The sequence below is a fragment of the Serratia sp. 2880STDY5682894 genome (assembly GCF_001537385.1).
GTDB lineage: Bacteria > Pseudomonadota > Gammaproteobacteria > Enterobacterales > Enterobacteriaceae > Serratia > Serratia nevei.
Map to the genome: position 1 here is coordinate 422,756 of NZ_FCJA01000001.1, position 15,529 is coordinate 438,284.

Annotated in this window: 17 protein-coding genes; 13 read left to right on the forward strand and 4 right to left on the reverse strand. The window is 63.5% G+C overall.

All coding sequences use genetic code 11. From position 1 onward, the window contains the following. Nucleotides 1-50: 50 nt before the first annotated feature. The 5 genes from fecI to ydfG all read left to right on the forward strand — a co-directional run bounded on the left by fecI (nt 51) and on the right by ydfG (nt 5,592). Entirely contained in the window at nt 51-575 is a 525-nt protein-coding gene (gene fecI, locus AWX27_RS01840; protein WP_060419087.1) for a ferric citrate uptake sigma factor FecI, read from the forward strand. Further along, the gene (gene fecR, locus AWX27_RS01845) at nt 572-1,528 is read left to right on the forward strand and encodes a ferric citrate uptake sigma factor regulator FecR (protein ID WP_060419088.1); all 957 of its coding nucleotides are present in this window, start codon (nt 572-574) and stop codon (nt 1,526-1,528) included. Before fecI ends, fecR begins: the two co-directional genes overlap by 4 nt. A gap of 115 nt (nt 1,529-1,643) precedes the next feature. Further along, nucleotides 1,644-3,995 (forward strand): TonB-dependent Fe(3+) dicitrate receptor FecA, encoded by a 2,352-nt coding sequence (gene fecA / locus AWX27_RS01850; RefSeq protein WP_060419090.1) that lies wholly within the window; start codon nt 1,644-1,646, stop codon nt 3,993-3,995. 200 nt (nt 3,996-4,195) lie between these two features. Further along, nucleotides 4,196-4,717, forward strand: a complete 522-nt coding sequence (locus AWX27_RS01855; RefSeq protein WP_060419092.1) for a GNAT family N-acetyltransferase — start codon at nt 4,196-4,198, stop codon at nt 4,715-4,717. 125 nt (nt 4,718-4,842) lie between these two features. Next, nucleotides 4,843-5,592 carry a bifunctional NADP-dependent 3-hydroxy acid dehydrogenase/3-hydroxypropionate dehydrogenase YdfG gene (gene ydfG / locus AWX27_RS01860; RefSeq protein ID WP_016927858.1) on the forward strand — a complete coding sequence of 250 codons (750 nt, stop codon included), beginning with the start codon at nt 4,843-4,845 and terminating at the stop codon, nt 5,590-5,592. A gap of 36 nt (nt 5,593-5,628) precedes the next feature. Here the strand turns inward: ydfG and AWX27_RS01865 are convergent, their stop codons facing one another. After that, entirely contained in the window at nt 5,629-5,955 is a 327-nt protein-coding gene (locus AWX27_RS01865) for a YnfA family protein (protein ID WP_025302721.1), read from the reverse strand. Between the two features lie 148 nt (nt 5,956-6,103). Here AWX27_RS01865 and AWX27_RS01870 point away from each other — a divergent pair, with 148 nt between their 5' ends. After that, a complete protein-coding gene (locus tag AWX27_RS01870) occupies nt 6,104-6,472 on the forward strand; it encodes a DUF1283 family protein (protein WP_038873959.1) in 369 nt (122 codons plus the stop codon). A gap of 89 nt (nt 6,473-6,561) precedes the next feature. Further along, the gene (locus AWX27_RS01875) at nt 6,562-6,861 is read left to right on the forward strand and encodes a DUF1161 domain-containing protein (protein WP_049199199.1); all 300 of its coding nucleotides are present in this window, start codon (nt 6,562-6,564) and stop codon (nt 6,859-6,861) included. Nucleotides 6,862-6,911: 50 nt separating this feature from the next. Here AWX27_RS01875 and AWX27_RS01880 read toward each other — a convergent pair whose 3' ends face one another. After that, a complete protein-coding gene (locus AWX27_RS01880; RefSeq protein WP_016927859.1) occupies nt 6,912-8,399 on the reverse strand; it encodes an MDR family MFS transporter in 1,488 nt (495 codons plus the stop codon). 509 nt (nt 8,400-8,908) lie between these two features. Here AWX27_RS01880 and AWX27_RS01885 point away from each other — a divergent pair. The 5 genes from AWX27_RS01885 (at nt 8,909) to clcB (ending at nt 13,772) form a co-directional block, all read left to right on the forward strand. Continuing rightward, nucleotides 8,909-9,625, forward strand: coding sequence for an ABC transporter permease (locus AWX27_RS01885; protein ID WP_004938551.1), 717 nt, complete (start codon nt 8,909-8,911; stop codon nt 9,623-9,625). Between the two features lie 64 nt (nt 9,626-9,689). Continuing rightward, a complete protein-coding gene (locus AWX27_RS01890; RefSeq protein ID WP_204275976.1) occupies nt 9,690-10,547 on the forward strand; it encodes a glycine betaine ABC transporter substrate-binding protein in 858 nt (285 codons plus the stop codon). Nucleotides 10,548-10,558: 11 nt separating this feature from the next. Further along, a complete protein-coding gene (gene osmW / locus AWX27_RS01895) occupies nt 10,559-11,209 on the forward strand; it encodes an osmoprotectant ABC transporter permease OsmW (RefSeq protein ID WP_049199194.1) in 651 nt (216 codons plus the stop codon). Next, the gene (osmV, locus tag AWX27_RS01900; RefSeq protein WP_060419095.1) at nt 11,206-12,345 is read left to right on the forward strand and encodes an osmoprotectant ABC transporter ATP-binding protein OsmV; all 1,140 of its coding nucleotides are present in this window, start codon (nt 11,206-11,208) and stop codon (nt 12,343-12,345) included. Before osmW ends, osmV begins: the two co-directional genes overlap by 4 nt. A 125-nt stretch (nt 12,346-12,470) precedes the next feature. Next, nucleotides 12,471-13,772: a voltage-gated ClC-type chloride channel ClcB gene (clcB, locus tag AWX27_RS01905; RefSeq protein WP_038873948.1), complete on the forward strand. Its 1,302-nt coding sequence runs from the start codon at nt 12,471-12,473 to the stop codon at nt 13,770-13,772. Here the strand turns inward: clcB and AWX27_RS01910 are convergent. Then, a complete protein-coding gene (locus AWX27_RS01910; protein WP_060419097.1) occupies nt 13,769-14,161 on the reverse strand; it encodes a helix-turn-helix domain-containing protein in 393 nt (130 codons plus the stop codon). The genes clcB and AWX27_RS01910 overlap by 4 nt on opposite strands. A 69-nt stretch (nt 14,162-14,230) precedes the next feature. Here AWX27_RS01910 and AWX27_RS01915 point away from each other — a divergent pair, with 69 nt between their 5' ends. Then, complete coding sequence (locus AWX27_RS01915) at nt 14,231-14,725, forward strand: DUF2938 family protein (RefSeq protein ID WP_060419099.1); 495 nt, start codon at nt 14,231-14,233, stop codon at nt 14,723-14,725. Between the two features lie 6 nt (nt 14,726-14,731). Here the strand turns inward: AWX27_RS01915 and bioD are convergent, their stop codons facing one another. After that, on the reverse strand, nt 14,732-15,397 hold the full coding sequence (gene bioD / locus AWX27_RS01920; protein ID WP_049199186.1) for a dethiobiotin synthase: 666 nt from the start codon (nt 15,395-15,397) through the stop codon (nt 14,732-14,734). Nucleotides 15,398-15,529: the final 132 nt, after the last annotated feature.

Below are 15,529 nucleotides of genomic sequence, written 5' to 3' on the forward strand. Positions count from 1 at the left end.
CCATTCTCAATTATCATCCGCGCATCTTTTTGACCAGCAATGCGAAAACCATGTCCGCCACCGCTTCTGCCCCGCACACCGCGCTGTCGCGCCTTTACGCCACCCACCATGCCTGGTTGCAGGGATGGCTGCGCAGGCGGCTGGGCTGCGCTTTCGACGCGGACGACGTGGCGCAGGACACCTTCATGCGCCTGCTGAAAAGCGACGCCGCGGCGACCCTGCGCGAGCCGAAAGATTTTCTGGTCACCGTCGCCAAGCGGGTGATGGTCGATCTGTTTCGCCGCAGAACGCTGGAGCGCGCCTATCTGGAGATGCTGGCGCTGATCCCGGACGGCTATGCCCCGTCGCCGGAGCTGCGCCAGAGCCTGCTGGAAAGCCTGCAGCAGATCGACGCCATGCTCGACGGCCTGGGGCCAAAGGTGAAACAGGCCTTCCTGCTGTCGCAGCTCGAAGGCCTGGGCTATGCGGACATCGCCGTGCGCCTCGGCGTGTCGGTCAGCTCGGTTAAAAAATACATGGCCAAGGCCACCGAGCATTGCCTGCTGTTCAGCCTGGAAAACGACGTTTTCTCATGAGCAACGCCATCACCCCCGAGCAGCGCCAGGCGCTGAAGATGGCCGCACACTGGTATGCCCTGCTGTGCGATGAACACGTCACCGACCGCCAGCGCCAACAGTGGCAAGCCTGGCATCAGCAGCATGACGATCACCGCTGGGCCTGGCAGCGCGTCGAAGCGTTGCAGAGCCAGCTGCAGGGCGTACCGGGCAAGTTCAGCTACCGTGCGCTCGATCGCGCCGGCCGCCAATCGGCGATCGATCGCCGCACCCTGCTGAAGAGCCTGCTGCTGTTGCTCGGCGTGGGCGGCGGCGGCTTCCTTTACCAGTCGCCGCTCGGCCGGGAGCTGCGCGCCGACTACCGCACCGCCACCGGCGAGATCAAACCCATAGTGTTAAGCGACGGTACCCAGCTGGTGCTGAACACCGCCAGCGCGGTGGACGTGCATTACGACGATCGCCAACGGCTGATCCGCTTGCACGCCGGGGAAATCAGCCTGGTGACCGGACGCGACCCCCGGCCGCTGTGGGTGCAAAGCCCGCAGGGAGCGATGCGCGCGCTCGGCACCCGCTTTTTGGTGCGTGAGAACGGCGGCGAGACGCGCCTGACGGTGCTGGAGCATGCGGTCGAAGCGCAGCTGGCGCAGGACGCGCGGCAAACTCGCCGGGTGGAAGCCGGAGAACAGATAAGCTTCAGCGCCGCGGCCTTCAGCGACAAACAACCGGCTGCGGCGGAGGACGGCTGGCTGCGCGGCGTGCTGAGCGTCAGCCAGTGGCGGCTGGACCGGGTGATCGCCGAACTGGCGCGCTACCGGCGCGGCCATCTGAGCTGCGATCCGGCCGTCGCCGGCCTGCGCGTCAGCGGCAGTTTCCCGCTCAACGATACCGATCGCGCCCTTGCCCTGCTCAGCCAGACCCTGCCGGTGCGCCTGCAGAGCTTTACCCGCTATTGGCTGAAAATCGTCCCCGCCTGAATCTTTTTAAATGAAAATGATAAAAAATCGCATTCTTGATTGTCCCTTTTGCTTTGCTCATCCGACTCCCAGGAAAACACTGCAGCAATAAATAAAAAATGATTCAGGAGAAGGTATGAACAACGCTTGGGGAAAGGGAGCGCCGGCTTCGCTTTGGGGAAAACGGGCCACGCCGCTGGCCGTGGCCATTGGCCTGGCCTTCGCCGCACCGCTGACGGCGAGCGCCGCCAGCGCCGCTGCAACCTATCACATTCCGGCCGGTGAGCTGGACGGCGCGCTGAACGCGTTCGCCGCGCGCGCCGGCATCGCGCTCTCGGTGGACGGCACGCTGACCGCCGGTAAGCGTTCGCCGGGCCTGAGCGGCAGCTACGGCGTCGATGACGGCCTGAACGCCCTGCTGGCCGGCAGCGGCCTGCAGGCTAAAGCGCTCGGCAACCACGGTTACACGCTGGCCAAACTGCCGCAGCCGCAGAAGGAAGAAGACATCACCGTGGTCGGTGACTGGCTGGCGGAAGGCCGTCAGGTAGACGTGTTCGAACATCCCGGCGCGCGCGACGTGGTGCGCCGCGAAGAATTCGCCAAAACCGGCACCACCACCGTGCGCGAAGCGTTGAACCGCGTGCCGGGCGTGGTGGCACCTGAGAACAACGGCACCGGCAGCCATGACATGGCGCTGAACTTCGGCATTCGCGGCCTCAACCCGCGCCTCGCCAGCCGCTCCACCGTGTTGATGGACGGCATCCCGGTGCCCTTCGCCCCTTACGGCCAGCCGCAGCTGTCGCTGGCGCCGGTCTCGCTCGGCAATATGGATGCGATTGACGTGGTGCGCGGCGGCGGCGCGGTGCGTTACGGGCCACAGAGCGTCGGCGGCGTCGTCAACTTCGTCACCCGCGCCATCCCGAAAACCTTCGGCATGGAGGCCGGCATGCAGGGGCAGCTCAGCCCAACCTCGCGCCAGGATCACCCGAAAGGCACCGGTAACCTGATGATCGGCGGCACCGCCGACAACGGCCTCGGCGCGGCGCTGCTCTACTCCGGCACCCGCGGCAGCGACTGGCGCGAACACAGCGCGACCAAAATTGACGATGTGATGCTGAAAAGCCGTTACGCCCCGAACGAAGTGCACACTTTCAACAGCCTGCTGCAATACTACGAAGGCGAAGCGGACATGCCGGGCGGCCTGAGCCGGGCGGACTACAACGCCAACCCGTTCCAGTCGACGCGCCCGTACGACAAGTTCTGGGGTCGGCGCCAGCTGGCGAACTTCGGCTACCAGTATCAGCCGGATCAGCAGCATAAGTTCGACGTGCAGAGCTTCTACACCTACACCCTGCGCAGCGGCTATCTCGATCAGGGCAAAAACCTGACGCTGTCGCCGCGCGAATACTGGGTGCGCGGCGTGGAACCGCGCTACAGCCAGAGCTTCCGCTGGGGCGATTCAGCCCATGAAGTGGGCGTCGGCTACCGCTACGTCAGCGAATCCACCCACGAGCTGCGCTACACCAGCAAAGCCAGCACCGGCCGGCTGCCGTCCACCGCCAGCCCGTACGATCGCGACACCCAGTCCGGCACCGAGGCGCACGCCTTCTATATCGACGATCGCATCGACATCGGCGACTGGACTATCACGCCGGGCATGCGCTACGAGTACATCAAGTCGTATCAGAACAACTACATCAAGAACAACCGCCTCGACGTTAGCTATAACGCGCCGCTGCCGGCGTTGAACGTGATGTATCACCTGAACGAATACTGGAACCTGTACGCCAACACCGAAGGCTCCTTCGGCACCGTACAGTACAGCCAGATGGGCAAAGCGGTCGACAGCGGCAAGATTGAACCCGAGAAGGCGCGCACCTGGGAGCTGGGCACCCGCTACGCCGGCGATGCGCTGACCGGTGAGATCGGGCTGTTCCTGATCAACTTCAACAACCAGTACGACTCCAACCAGGTGACCGACAGCGTGACCGCGCGCGGCAAAACCCGCCACGCCGGGCTGGAAGGCAGCCTGCGTTACGATCTGTCGCAGCTGACGCCGAAACTGGACGACCTGACCGCCTACGCCAGCTACGCCTACGTCAACGCCACCATCCGTGAAGACGGCGGCTACAAGGGCAATCAGGTGCCGTTCTCGCCGAAGCATAAAGGCACGCTGGGGCTGGACTACACGCCGGGCAACTGGGCGTTTAACCTTAACGGCGAGTTCCAATCCAGCCAGTTCGCCGACAACGCCAACACCGTGGCGGAAAGCGCCGACGGCAGCACCGGCCGCATTCCCGGCTATATGCTGTGGGGCGTGCGCGCCGCCTATGATTTCGGCCCGGAAATGGCCGGTCTGAATCTGGGCGTCGGCGTGAAAAACCTGCTCAACCACGAGTATTTCACCCGCGCCTATGACGACAATAACAAAGGTCTGTACATCGGCCAGCCGCGCACCATCTATCTGCAAGGCTCGGTGAAGTTCTAATCCCCGGCGGCGGGCGCACCTCATCGCGCTCGCCGTCTCACTAATAGCGTGACATTGTCACCAAACCCGTTCTTTCCACCTTGCCCAAGCGACGAAAAATAAGTCGCTTCTGCCGCCAATGCGCGTAATATCGACGATCCGCCCTAATTTATGGGCGCGGATTTTTTGCCGTTCTGGCCTGAAAAGCGAGGGAAAATAAGATGAATCATAATGACCTTTCTCAGTGCCGCGTGGACACCGACCGTTTGTTGATTGCCCCCTTTACCGCAGCAGACGCCGACGATGTTTACCAAGCGATCACCCCCACTCTGACGCGCTTTATGACCTTTGAGCCGGAGGCGTCGCCGGAAGATTTCGCCAACGTCTGGCAAGGCTGGCTGCCGCTGATGCGCGAAGGTGAAGAAGTGATCTTCGTCGCCCGCCGGCGTGAAGACCGGCAGTTCGTCGGCGTCGGCGGCGCACATAACCTGCGCAGCCACACCCCGGAGCTGGGCATCTGGGTGAAAGAGGGCCTGCACGGCCAGGGCTACGGCCGCGAAATCGTGCAGAGTATCGCGCGCTGGGCCACCGAGCGCTTTCAGCCGCCGCACCTTGTCTACCCGGTGGCCGAACAGAATACCGCCAGCCGCCGCCTGGCCGAGTCGCTGGGCGGCGTGCTGGCCGGCCGCTGCGAACGCGTCAAGTATGACGCCGTGGTGTACCACCTGCCGCCTCAGCGCTAATCAGCATCGGGCCGCCGGCCCGGTGTGACCTTTTTTTCTCTGCGCCGTGATAACCGCTGCCACTGCCTGCAGGTTTGTGCTAATGATAGAGGCATGTAGGGTAAAAACAGTTGAGGAACAGCAACATGATTATTTTTGTTACCGGCGCCACCTCCGGTTTCGGCGAGGCCATTGCGCGCCGTTTTATCCGTGAAGGCCATCAGGTGATCGCCGCCGGGCGCCGCCTTGAACGTCTCGAAGAGCTGCAGGAAGAACTCGGCCAAGCGCTGCACATCGTGCGGCTCGACGTGCGCAACCGCGCCGCCATTCAACAGGCGATCGAAGCGCTGCCGGCCGAGCTGCGCCAGATCGACGTGCTGGTGAACAACGCCGGGCTGGCGCTGGGGCTGGAGCCGGCGCACAAGGCCAACGCCGATGACTGGGAAACCATGATCGACACCAACGCCAAGGGGCTGGTGAACATGACGCGCGCGCTGCTGCCGGCCATGGTCGAGCGCAACGTCGGCCATGTGATCAACATCGGCTCCACCGCCGCCAACTGGCCTTACGCCGGCGGCAACGTGTACGGCGCCACCAAGGCGTTCGTCAAACAGTTTAGCCTGGGCCTGCGCGCCGATCTGCACGGCACGCGCATCCGCGTGACCGATATCGAGCCGGGCCTGGTGGGCGGCACCGAATTCTCCAACGTGCGCTTCAAGGGCGATGACGGCAAGGTCAACAAAACCTACGAAGGCGCCGATGCGCTGACGCCGGAAGACATCGCCGAGTCGGTGTTCTGGGTCGCAACGCTGCCGGCGCGCGTCAACATCAACACGCTGGAAATGATGCCGGTCAGCCAGTCCTTCGCCGGGCTGAACATCCACCGCGGCGCCTGATCTCCAACGGCGGGAGGCGACTCCCGCCCTGTTTCCTCAGGCCGCACGCCAGCCGGAAACGATGATCAGCATGCCCACCAGCGCCACCCCGGCGCCCACCCAGTCCAGCGCCGACAGCTTCACCCCGTCCACCACCCGCAGCCACAGCAGCGCCGTCGCTACATACACGCCGCCGTAGGCCGCGTAGACCCGCCCGCTGGCCGCCGGATGCAGCGTCAACAGCCAGACAAACAGCATCAGGCTCAATGCCGCCGGCAGCAATAGCCAGGCGCTGCCCTGTTTCTTGAGCCAGAGATAAGGCAGGAAACAGCCGATAATTTCGGCGAGCGCAGTGGCGAAAAACAACAGCGTGGTTTTTAACATCGGTCGCAGTTTTCTCTCGGTAAATTAAACGAATCGGCGCTTGGCTGGTGAATTCCAGGAACGCAGTGGTATATTTGTCACCACGCCTGCGGGCGAGGTAACGTCAGTGTCGCCATCATCAGGCGCACTCACTCATAAGGATGAAACGATGAAAACATTTTCGACCCAACGACTGCTACGCGGGATGCTGCCGGTCGCCATGCTGGCCGTCATGGGCGCCTGGCAGGCGCCGGCGCTGGCCGCCACCTGCACTCAGGGCAGCACCTGCGTCACCGTCGATGGCAAAGGCAGCGGCGCGATGAGCACCGAAGAAGCGCGCCAGAGCAAAGAGCAGTGGAATGATACCAAAACCCTGCGCCACAAGGTTAACACTCGCGTCGAGAAAGAGTTCGACAAGGCCGATCGCGCGGCGGATGACGAAGACCGCTGCAACGACAGCAACAACGTCAACGCGTACTGGGAGCCGGACACCCGTAAATGCCTGGATCGCCAGACCGGGCGTCGGATTATTCCTTAATCCGCCTGCGGCGGGCGGGCAAGCGTGAAACCCGGCCGCCGTTACTGCTATCCTGTTACAGGAAGTCCATTGTCTAAAAGGATGACGTGATGAAAAAAACGCTGATATTAACCGCTGTATTGCTGGCCGGCGCGCCGTTGGCGGCCCTGGCCTCCTGCGAAAGCGTGAAAGCGGACATTTCGCAAAAAATCATCAATAACGGCGTTCCGGAGTCCGGCTTCAAACTGGAGATCGTGCCTAACGATCAGGCCGATCAAGCCGGCGGCCAAGTGGTCGGCCACTGCGAAAACGACACCCAGAAGATCGTCTATACCCGCCTGAACAACGGCGACGATCGCGGTGACGCGGCGCAGACCGGCACCAGCCAGGACACCTCCAACACGCAGTAAGCCGCTTCGGCTACCCAGGGCGCGCAACAGCCGCGCCCTTTCCTTTTCCCTTAAGCCTGCTCCGCCTCTTCCTCTTCGCCCTGCGGTCGACAACGCGCCGGGATCAGCATCGCCGCCGCCAGCGCCAGCAACGACACCAACGCCGACACCAGGAACACCCAATGCAACGAAGCCGCCACCTGCTGGATCAGCTGCGCCAGCGCTTCGCTCCCCATGCTCTGCCGCACCGCCGGCTCCATCAGCCGTTGCACCGGATCGTCGATTTCCGGCAAACGCCACTGCAGGTTGAGGTTCAGCGTGGCGCCCAGAATGGCGGTGCCGATGGCCGACCCCACCATGCGGGTAAATACCGTGCAGGCGGTGGCGATGCCGCGAATGCTGTAATGCGCCGCGTTCTGCACCGACACTAAAAACGTGGTGTTGCACAGCCCCATGCCGGCGCCGACCATAAACGCCGCCACCCGGCCCCACAGCAGGCCACCGTTCGGCTGCAGCATCAGCAGGATCAGGCCGCCCGCCACCAACAGCAGCGCCCCCAGCAGCGCCGTCGCGCGATACGAGGTCATCAGCATCAAACGGCCGCTCAGCGTGCTGGCCAGCGGCCAACCGATCGACATCAGCGCCAGCGTGGTGCCCGCCTCCAGCGGCGAGCCGCCCATCACGCCCTGAATGAAAGTCGGCAGGAAGGCGCTGATGCCCATCATCGCCGCGCCGATCACCAGCCCGCCGATGTTACCGGCGACGATCACCCGGCTTTGCCACAGCGCCAGCGGGAACAGCGGTTCGACCGCGCGCCGCTCCTGACGTATCAGCAGCGCCAGCGAAGCCGCCGCCAGCGCGAGCAGCGGCGCCACCCACCATCCCAGGCTTTCCATCTGCAACAGCGCCAGCAGCAGCGCCGAAACGAACAGCGTCAGCCAGGCGGTGCCCGCCAGATCCAGCGCGTGCCGCCGCAGCTGCTGATGCGCCGGCAGATAGCGCCAGAGGAAGAACATCGCCAGCAGGCCGATCGGCAGATTGACCCAGAACACCAGCGCCCACGGCAGATGCTGGACGATAAACGCGCCCAGCAGCGGGCCGATGATCGCCGACACGCCCCACACGCTCGACAGGTAGCCCATCACCTTCGGCCGCTCGGTGGCGCTGTAGATGTCGCCGATGATGGTGGAGGCGATCGGCATGATGGCACCGGCGCCCAACCCTTGCAGCAGACGGAAGCCGATCAGCCAATACATGTCGGGGGCGAAGCCGCACAGCACCGATCCCAGCAGGAACAGCGTAGCGCCGAAGAAGAACACCCGCTTGCGGCCGTAGAGATCCGCCAGCCGCCCGTAGATGGGGATGGTGATCGCCTGCGCCAGCAAATAGACCGCGAACACCCACCCCAGCAGCGAGAAGCCGCCGAGATCGCCGATGATGGTCGGCATGGCAGTGGCGACGATGGTGGCTTCGATCGCCGACATGAACATCGCCAGCATGCAGGCGATCAGAATCAACGGGCGGTGGGCGATGGGTGCGGGTGAAACGTTATTTGTCATGGCGTTATGCAGGTTTCCTGGCGTTTTTATTTTCCCTGAGTATATCAGCAAGCGCCTGCGCCAAGTCTATCCGCCCTCACATCCTGTCTTTGCCGGCGGCGAATCGCACCATTTGGACCGATTGTTACGGCGTAACGTTTTGCTGCGGATTTTTTTCACTTTCCGCGCATCCCAGCGCTGACGCGGGCTGAGGCGCCGATCCGCGCAATCTCAATCAACTGATTTTGTTCATAAAACTTGGCATGGCCAACGACAGGGTGCTATACCTTCCCTAGCCGGGGTCATTGGGCTTCGTGCTTTCTCTAGTTTAAATATCAGTATCTTATGCTGATTAACTCACGTATTGAGCCACCGTTCAGCGCGCTATGCCGAACACACCCTTCGCTCAATGTCGCTAACCTCATGCGAAACGCCCGTTTTGTACCGCCACGCCCGCCGGGCAGTGGGTAACAATCAGAGCGGAATGCGCCGTCTCATCGGCCGCTCCGCGCAACGGAGGACGCAACATCATGCACAAGTCAGCGCCATACCGGCGCCTGCTCCTCGGGAGCCTGCTGTTTATCGCCGTCATCGCGCTGCTGGTTTACGGCATCGGTTGGGAAACCCTTAAGTCGCGCCGGGAAGATTTGATTTACCTCGGCCAGCAGCACATGTTCCTGGTGGTGTGTTCCATGCTGCTGTCGCTGCTGGTCGGCATTCCCAGCGGCATCCTGCTGAGCCGCCCCTTCGCCCGCCGCTGGGCGGAGCACGTGATGCAGATCTTTAACGTCGGCAACACCCTGCCGCCGCTGGCGGTGCTGGCGCTGGCGATGGTGATTATCGGCATCGGCGACCGGCCGGCGGTGGTGGCGCTGTTCCTCGCCTCGCTGCTGCCCATCGTGCGCAATACCTATGCCGGCCTGCGTTCGGTGCCGCCGGCGCTGGTCGAGGCCGCCAACGGTATTGGCATGACCGCCGGGCAGCGGCTGCGCCAGGTCGAACTGCCCAACGCGCTGCCGGTGATCTTCGCCGGGGTGCGCATCGCGATGGCGATCAACGTCGGCACCGCGCCGCTGGCGTTTTTGATCGGCGCCAGCAGCTACGGCGAGCTGATCTTCCCCGGCATCTACCTGAACGACTTCCCGACGCTGATCCTCGGCGCCGCCGCCACCGCGCTGATCGCCCTGCTGCTGGATCTGGCGCTGGCCGGTCTCGGCCGCCGGCTCAGCCCGCACACCGCATCCTGATGGGAGAAACGCGATGACTCGATGGTTACAACACCTCCGCCACGCGCTGCTGTTCTCTTTGCTGATGACCGGCGCGGCCGCCTGGGCCGCCCCGCTCACGCTGGCGAGCAAGAACTTTACCGAACAGCGCATTCTGTCGGCGATCACCGTGCAATACCTGCGGGCCAAAGGTTTTCAGGTCGAACCCAAGACCAATCTGGCCACGGTGATCACCCGCAACGCCATGATCAACAAACAGATCGACATGACCTGGGAATACACCGGCACCTCGCTAATCATCTTTAACCACATCAATAAGCGCATGACGCCGCAGGAAACTTACGACACGGTGAAAAAGCTCGACGCCAAACTCGGCCTGGTGTGGCTGCAGCCGGCGGACATGAACAACACCTACGCCTTCGCCATGCAGCGCCAGCGCGCGGAAAAAGAGCAGATTCGCACCATGTCGCAGCTGGTGGCCAAAGTGGAACAGGTGCGTAAAACCGACCCGAAACACAACTGGCTGCTGGGGCTGGATCTGGAGTTTGCCGGCCGCTCGGACGGCCTGAAGCCGATGCAGGCGCTGTACGACATGCCGCTCGATCGCCCGCAAATCCGCCAAATGGACCCCGGCCTGGTTTACAACGCTATCCGCGACGGCTTCGTCGATGCCGGGCTGGTGTACACCACCGACGGCCGGGTGAAAGGATTCGATCTGCAGGTGCTCGAAGACGACAAGGGCTATTTCCCGAGCTATGCGGTCACGCCGGTGGTGCGCGCCGACGTGTTGCAAAACACGCCGGGGCTGGAAGCGGCGCTGAACACGCTGTCGAAACAGTTCAACAATCAGGTGATCACCGAGCTTAACGCCAGGGTGGATATCGACTACCAGACGCCGCAACAGGTCGCCGACGCGTTCCTCAAGCAGCGCGGCCTGATTTAGGGAGGCATGTGATGAATACTGTACTTTACGCCTGGCAAAACTGGGCCTATATCGCTGGATTGACGCTGGAGCACCTGCTGCTGGTCGGCGTCGCCGTCGGCCTGGCGATCCTGATCGGCGTGCCGCTCGGCGTGCTGATCGTCCGCCACAAATGGCTGGCGACGCCGGTGCTGAGCCTGGCCACGCTGGTGCTGACCGTGCCCTCCATCGCCCTGTTCGGGCTGATGATCCCGCTGTTTTCCTTAATCGGCCACGGCATCGGCTACGTGCCGGCGATCACCGCGGTGTTCCTTTATTCGCTGCTGCCGATCGTGCGCAACACCCACACCGCGCTCGACAATCTGCCCGGCGGGCTGCGCGAAGCCGGCCGCGGCATCGGCATGACGTTCTGGCAACGCCTGCGCTGGGTAGAGATCCCGGTGGCGCTGCCGGTGATTTTCGGCGGCATTCGTACCGCCGTGGTGATGAATATCGGCGTGATGGCGATCGCCGCAGTGATCGGCGCCGGCGGCCTCGGCCTGCTGCTGCTCAACGGCATCAGCAGCAGCGACATCCGCCAGTTGATTACCGGCGCCGTGATGATCAGCCTGCTGGCGATCGTCCTCGATTGGTTATTGCACCGCTTGCAAATTGCGCTTACGCCCAAGGGGATCCGCTCATGATTAAATTGGAAAATCTGACCAAACAGTTCATGCAGAAGAACGGCACGCCGTTCAACGCCGTCGACAACATCAATCTGGACGTACCGGAAGGCGAAATCTGCGTGCTGCTCGGCCCTTCCGGCTGCGGCAAAACCACCACGCTGAAGATGATCAACCGCCTGATCGAACCCACCGGCGGCACCATTCTGATCAACGGTGAAGACACCAGCGCACTGGATACCGTCAGCCTGCGCCGCAAAATCGGCTACGTCATCCAGCAGATCGGTCTGTTCCCCAACATGACCATCGAAGAGAACATCACCGTGGTGCCGCGCATGCTGGGCTGGGACAAAAAACGCTGCCACGATCGCGCCGAGGAGCTGATGAGCATGGTGGCGCTGGATCCCAAGCGCTTTTTGCACCGCTACCCGAAAGAGATGTCCGGCGGGCAGCAGCAGCGCATCGGCGTGATCCGAGCGCTGGCGGCCGATCCTCCGGTGCTGCTGATGGATGAACCCTTCGGCGCGGTGGACCCGATCAACCGCGAAACCATCCAGAACGAGTTTCTCGACATGCAGCGCCAGCTGAAAAAGACCGTGATGCTGGTGAGCCACGACATCGATGAAGCACTGAAGCTCGGCGATCGCATCGCGGTGTTCCGCCAGGGCAAAATCGTACAGAACGCCAGCGCCGATGAGCTGCTGGCGCGGCCGGCGAACGAGTTCGTCGCCTCCTTTGTCGGCCAGGACCGCACGCTGAAGCGCCTGCTGCTGGTGCAGGCCGGCGACGTGGCCGATCAACAGGAAACGGTGACGGTGCGGCGGGAGACGCCGCTAGTGGAAGCGTTCGGGCTGATGGACGATATCGACGCCCGCTCGGTGACGGTGGTGGACGCCGACGGCAAGCCGCTAGGGTACGTCAAACGCCGTGAAGCGCGCGGCGCACCGGGCGTCTGCGCCGACAGCCTGCACCGTTTCCGCGTCACCGCGCGTGCGGAGGAGAACCTGCGCGTGGTGCTGTCGAAACTGTACGAGCACAACACCTCCTGGATGCCGATCGTCGATGAAGACGGCCGCTACAGCGGCGAAATCTCGCAGGATTACATCGCCGACTACCTCAGCTCCGGCCGCACGCGCCGGGTGCTGACGCCGCAATAACTCACTCAGGGGCGCTCACCGCCCCGCCCACGCCGCAGTTTGCTAAAGATTCACTGGTCATCGGCCGGAGCGCCAAGCACAATGCGCTGATGACCCTTTGATTTTTCTCACGACGCCGCCCACGCATGAAAAGATTGGTCCACCTGCACCACTATCGCGCCCTGTTGCGCAGCCTGTTTATCGCCGTGTTCATCGGCGTCGCCGCCGCTCTGGCGGTGTGGCTGTTCCACCGTTCGATGATTGGCCTCGAGTGGCTGCTGCTCGGCAATGCCGACGGCAGCCTGGTGGCCGCCGCCGCCGCGCTGCCCGGCTGGCGGCGCGCCCTCACTCCGGCGCTGGGCGGCCTGGCGGCAGGCCTGCTGCTGTATATTCACCAGCGCTACCGCCACCAGCGCCCGGCGGCGCCCACCGACTATATGGAAGCGATCGAGACCGGCAACGGCAAGCTGGACACCGGCGCCAGCCTGGTGAAGTGCCTGGCGTCGCTGCTGGTGGTGTCGAGCGGCAGCGCCATCGGCCGCGAAGGCGCGATGATCCTGCTGGCAGCGCTGGTGGGCTCGCTGTTCGCTCAGCGCTTTACGCACGAGAAAGAGTGGAAACTGTGGGTGGCCTGCGCCGCCGCCGCCGGGATGGCCAGCGCCTATCATGCGCCGCTGGCGGGCAGCCTGTTTATCGCCGAGATCCTGTTCGGCACCCTGATGCTGGCCTCGCTCGGCCCGGTGGTGATCGCCGCGGTCAGCGCCCTGCTGATGACCAACCTGCTCAACGGCGGCCAGGCGCCGCTCTATCTGGTGACGCCGCTCGCGGCTCCCTTGCCGACGCAATACCTGCTGATGGCGCTGGTCGGCGTGGTGGCCGGCGCCGGCGGGCCGCTGTTTTTATGGCTGATGACCGCCACCGGCCATGCCTTCCGCTCGCTGAGATTGAAACCGCCGTTGCAGCTGGCGCTGGGCGGCCTGATCGTCGGGCTGCTTTCGCTGCTGTTCCCGCAGGTATGGGGCAACGGTTACAGCGTGGTGCAGGCGCTGCTGATCGCGCCGCCGGGGGTGCTGCTGCTGGGGGCGATCCTGGTGTGCAAACTGTTGGCGATCCTCGCCAGCAGCGGGTCGGGCGCGCCGGGCGGGGTCTTCACCCCGACGCTGTTCGTCGGCGCCGCGCTCGGTTCGATCATCGGTCAGCTGTTTGGCCTGTGGCCGGGCATGGATACGGCGGTGCCGCTGCTGCTGGCGCTGACCGGCATGGCTACCCTGCTGGCCGCCACCACCCATGCGCCGATCATGGCGGCGCTGATGGTATTTGAAATGACCGGCGAATACGCGCTGCTGCCCGGCATTCTGCTTTCGTGCGTGATCGCCACCACCGTGTCGCGCGGCCTGCGGCCGGTGTCGGTGTATCATTCGGCGCCGCCGCCCAAACGCGAGGCTTAGAACTCGCCCTGCTGCAGGATTTTCCTGAACTGCGGGCACTGCAGGTGCTCGGGTTCAGGGCAATCGACCAGGTGGCGCAGCCCGTCGCGCACCTGCACCAGGCGCTGGATATGGCGATCCAGCTCATCCGCCCGCGCCGCCAGCAGCCCGCGATCGAGCGCTATCCTGCCCCGTTCGTCAAACAAGGCGCTCATCTCGTCCAGCGTAAAACCGGCCAGGCGCGCCAGCGCGATCAGCCGCAGTTGGTCAAGCACGCCGGCGGCGTATTGGCGACGCAAACCGTGGCGGCCTATCGACGCGATCAGCCCTTTCTTCTCGTAATGCCGCAGCGCGGAAGGCGCGATCCCACTCAGGCGCGCCACCGCGCCGATATCCAGTTCTTTTGCCATTGACTTGAAGCCGACTTTAAGTTGCACACTGTGCGCACATTATCACGTCACTGAGCCAAGGACACCCCTATGACCCCCGATCTGTTAGTGCGCATCCTGTTAACCGGCGTTGGCGCCACCCTCTGCATGGATCTGTGGGCACTGCTGCTGAGGCGGCGCTTCGGCATCCCTTCCCTCAATTATGCGCTGGTGGGCCGCTGGTTTCTCGGCATGTTCGACGGCCGCTGGTTTCACGCCACCATCGTTACGGCGCCGCCGCGCCGGGGGGAGAGAGAAATCGGCTGGATATTGCATTACGCCATCGGCATCGCGTTTGCCTTTATCCCGATCGGTTTGGCGGGCATCGGGTGGTATGCGGCGCCGGAGCCGCTCATCGCGCTGTTGAGCGGCTGGCTGAGCCTGGCGGCGCCGTTTCTGGTGATGCAGCCCGCGCTGGGCTTTGGCGTGGCGGCGGCGAAAACCGCCTACCCGCGAAAAGCGCGGCTCCTTAGCCTGCTCACCCACACGGTGTATGGGCTGGGCCTGCTGATTGCCGCCCGGCTGTTGGCGGCGCTGTGCGCTTGAGCGAGCTTACAGCAGCGTGGAAATATCGAGGTAGTGCGCCAGCTCGCGCTGCTCTGCGCGTGGCAAATAGGGAATCTCACCCAGCAGCGGCGCGGGAATGCGCTGCTGCAGCGCCGCGATGGTTTCGGCATAGTGCGCCAACCCCGGGTTGATGCGGTTGGCCACCCAACCCAACAGCGGCAGGCCGTCGTTGATGATCGACTGCGCGGTCAGCAGTGCGTGGCTGACGCAGCCCAGCTTGATGCCCACCACCAGCACCACCGGCAGCTGTTCCTGCACCACCCACTCGGCGTAAGGCCGCAGATCGTTCATCAGCACCCGCCAACCGCCGCTGCCTTCCACCACCACCGTGTCGGCTTTGGCGGACAGATCCCGCAGACCGCTGCTCATCACGCCATAGTTGATGTCCTCGGTCGCATGCGCGTGAAACACCTCATCCAGGCAGGTGATGGGATTGATCTCCTCGTAGGACAGCGGCAGGGTTGACGATGCCTGCAACACCAAAGCGTCTTTATTGCGGATGCCCTCGCTGGTTTCCTGGCAGCGTGCGGCGATCGGCTTGTAGCCGGCCACCGAACGGCCCTCGGCGGCCAGCGCCTGCATCAACCCGCGGGAAACCACGGTTTTACCGACGTCGGTATCCGTGCCTGTCACAAATAAACGCTTCAACATGAATAAAATGCCCCAGAATGCCCCGTTAACAATGTGTCGCCGCATCGGCGGCGAAGAAGTCTTTCGGAAAAATTCTAGGGGATGCGCCCCCATAGGGGCTTGAGGTAGCTCAATCTTTTGCGGAATTAATAA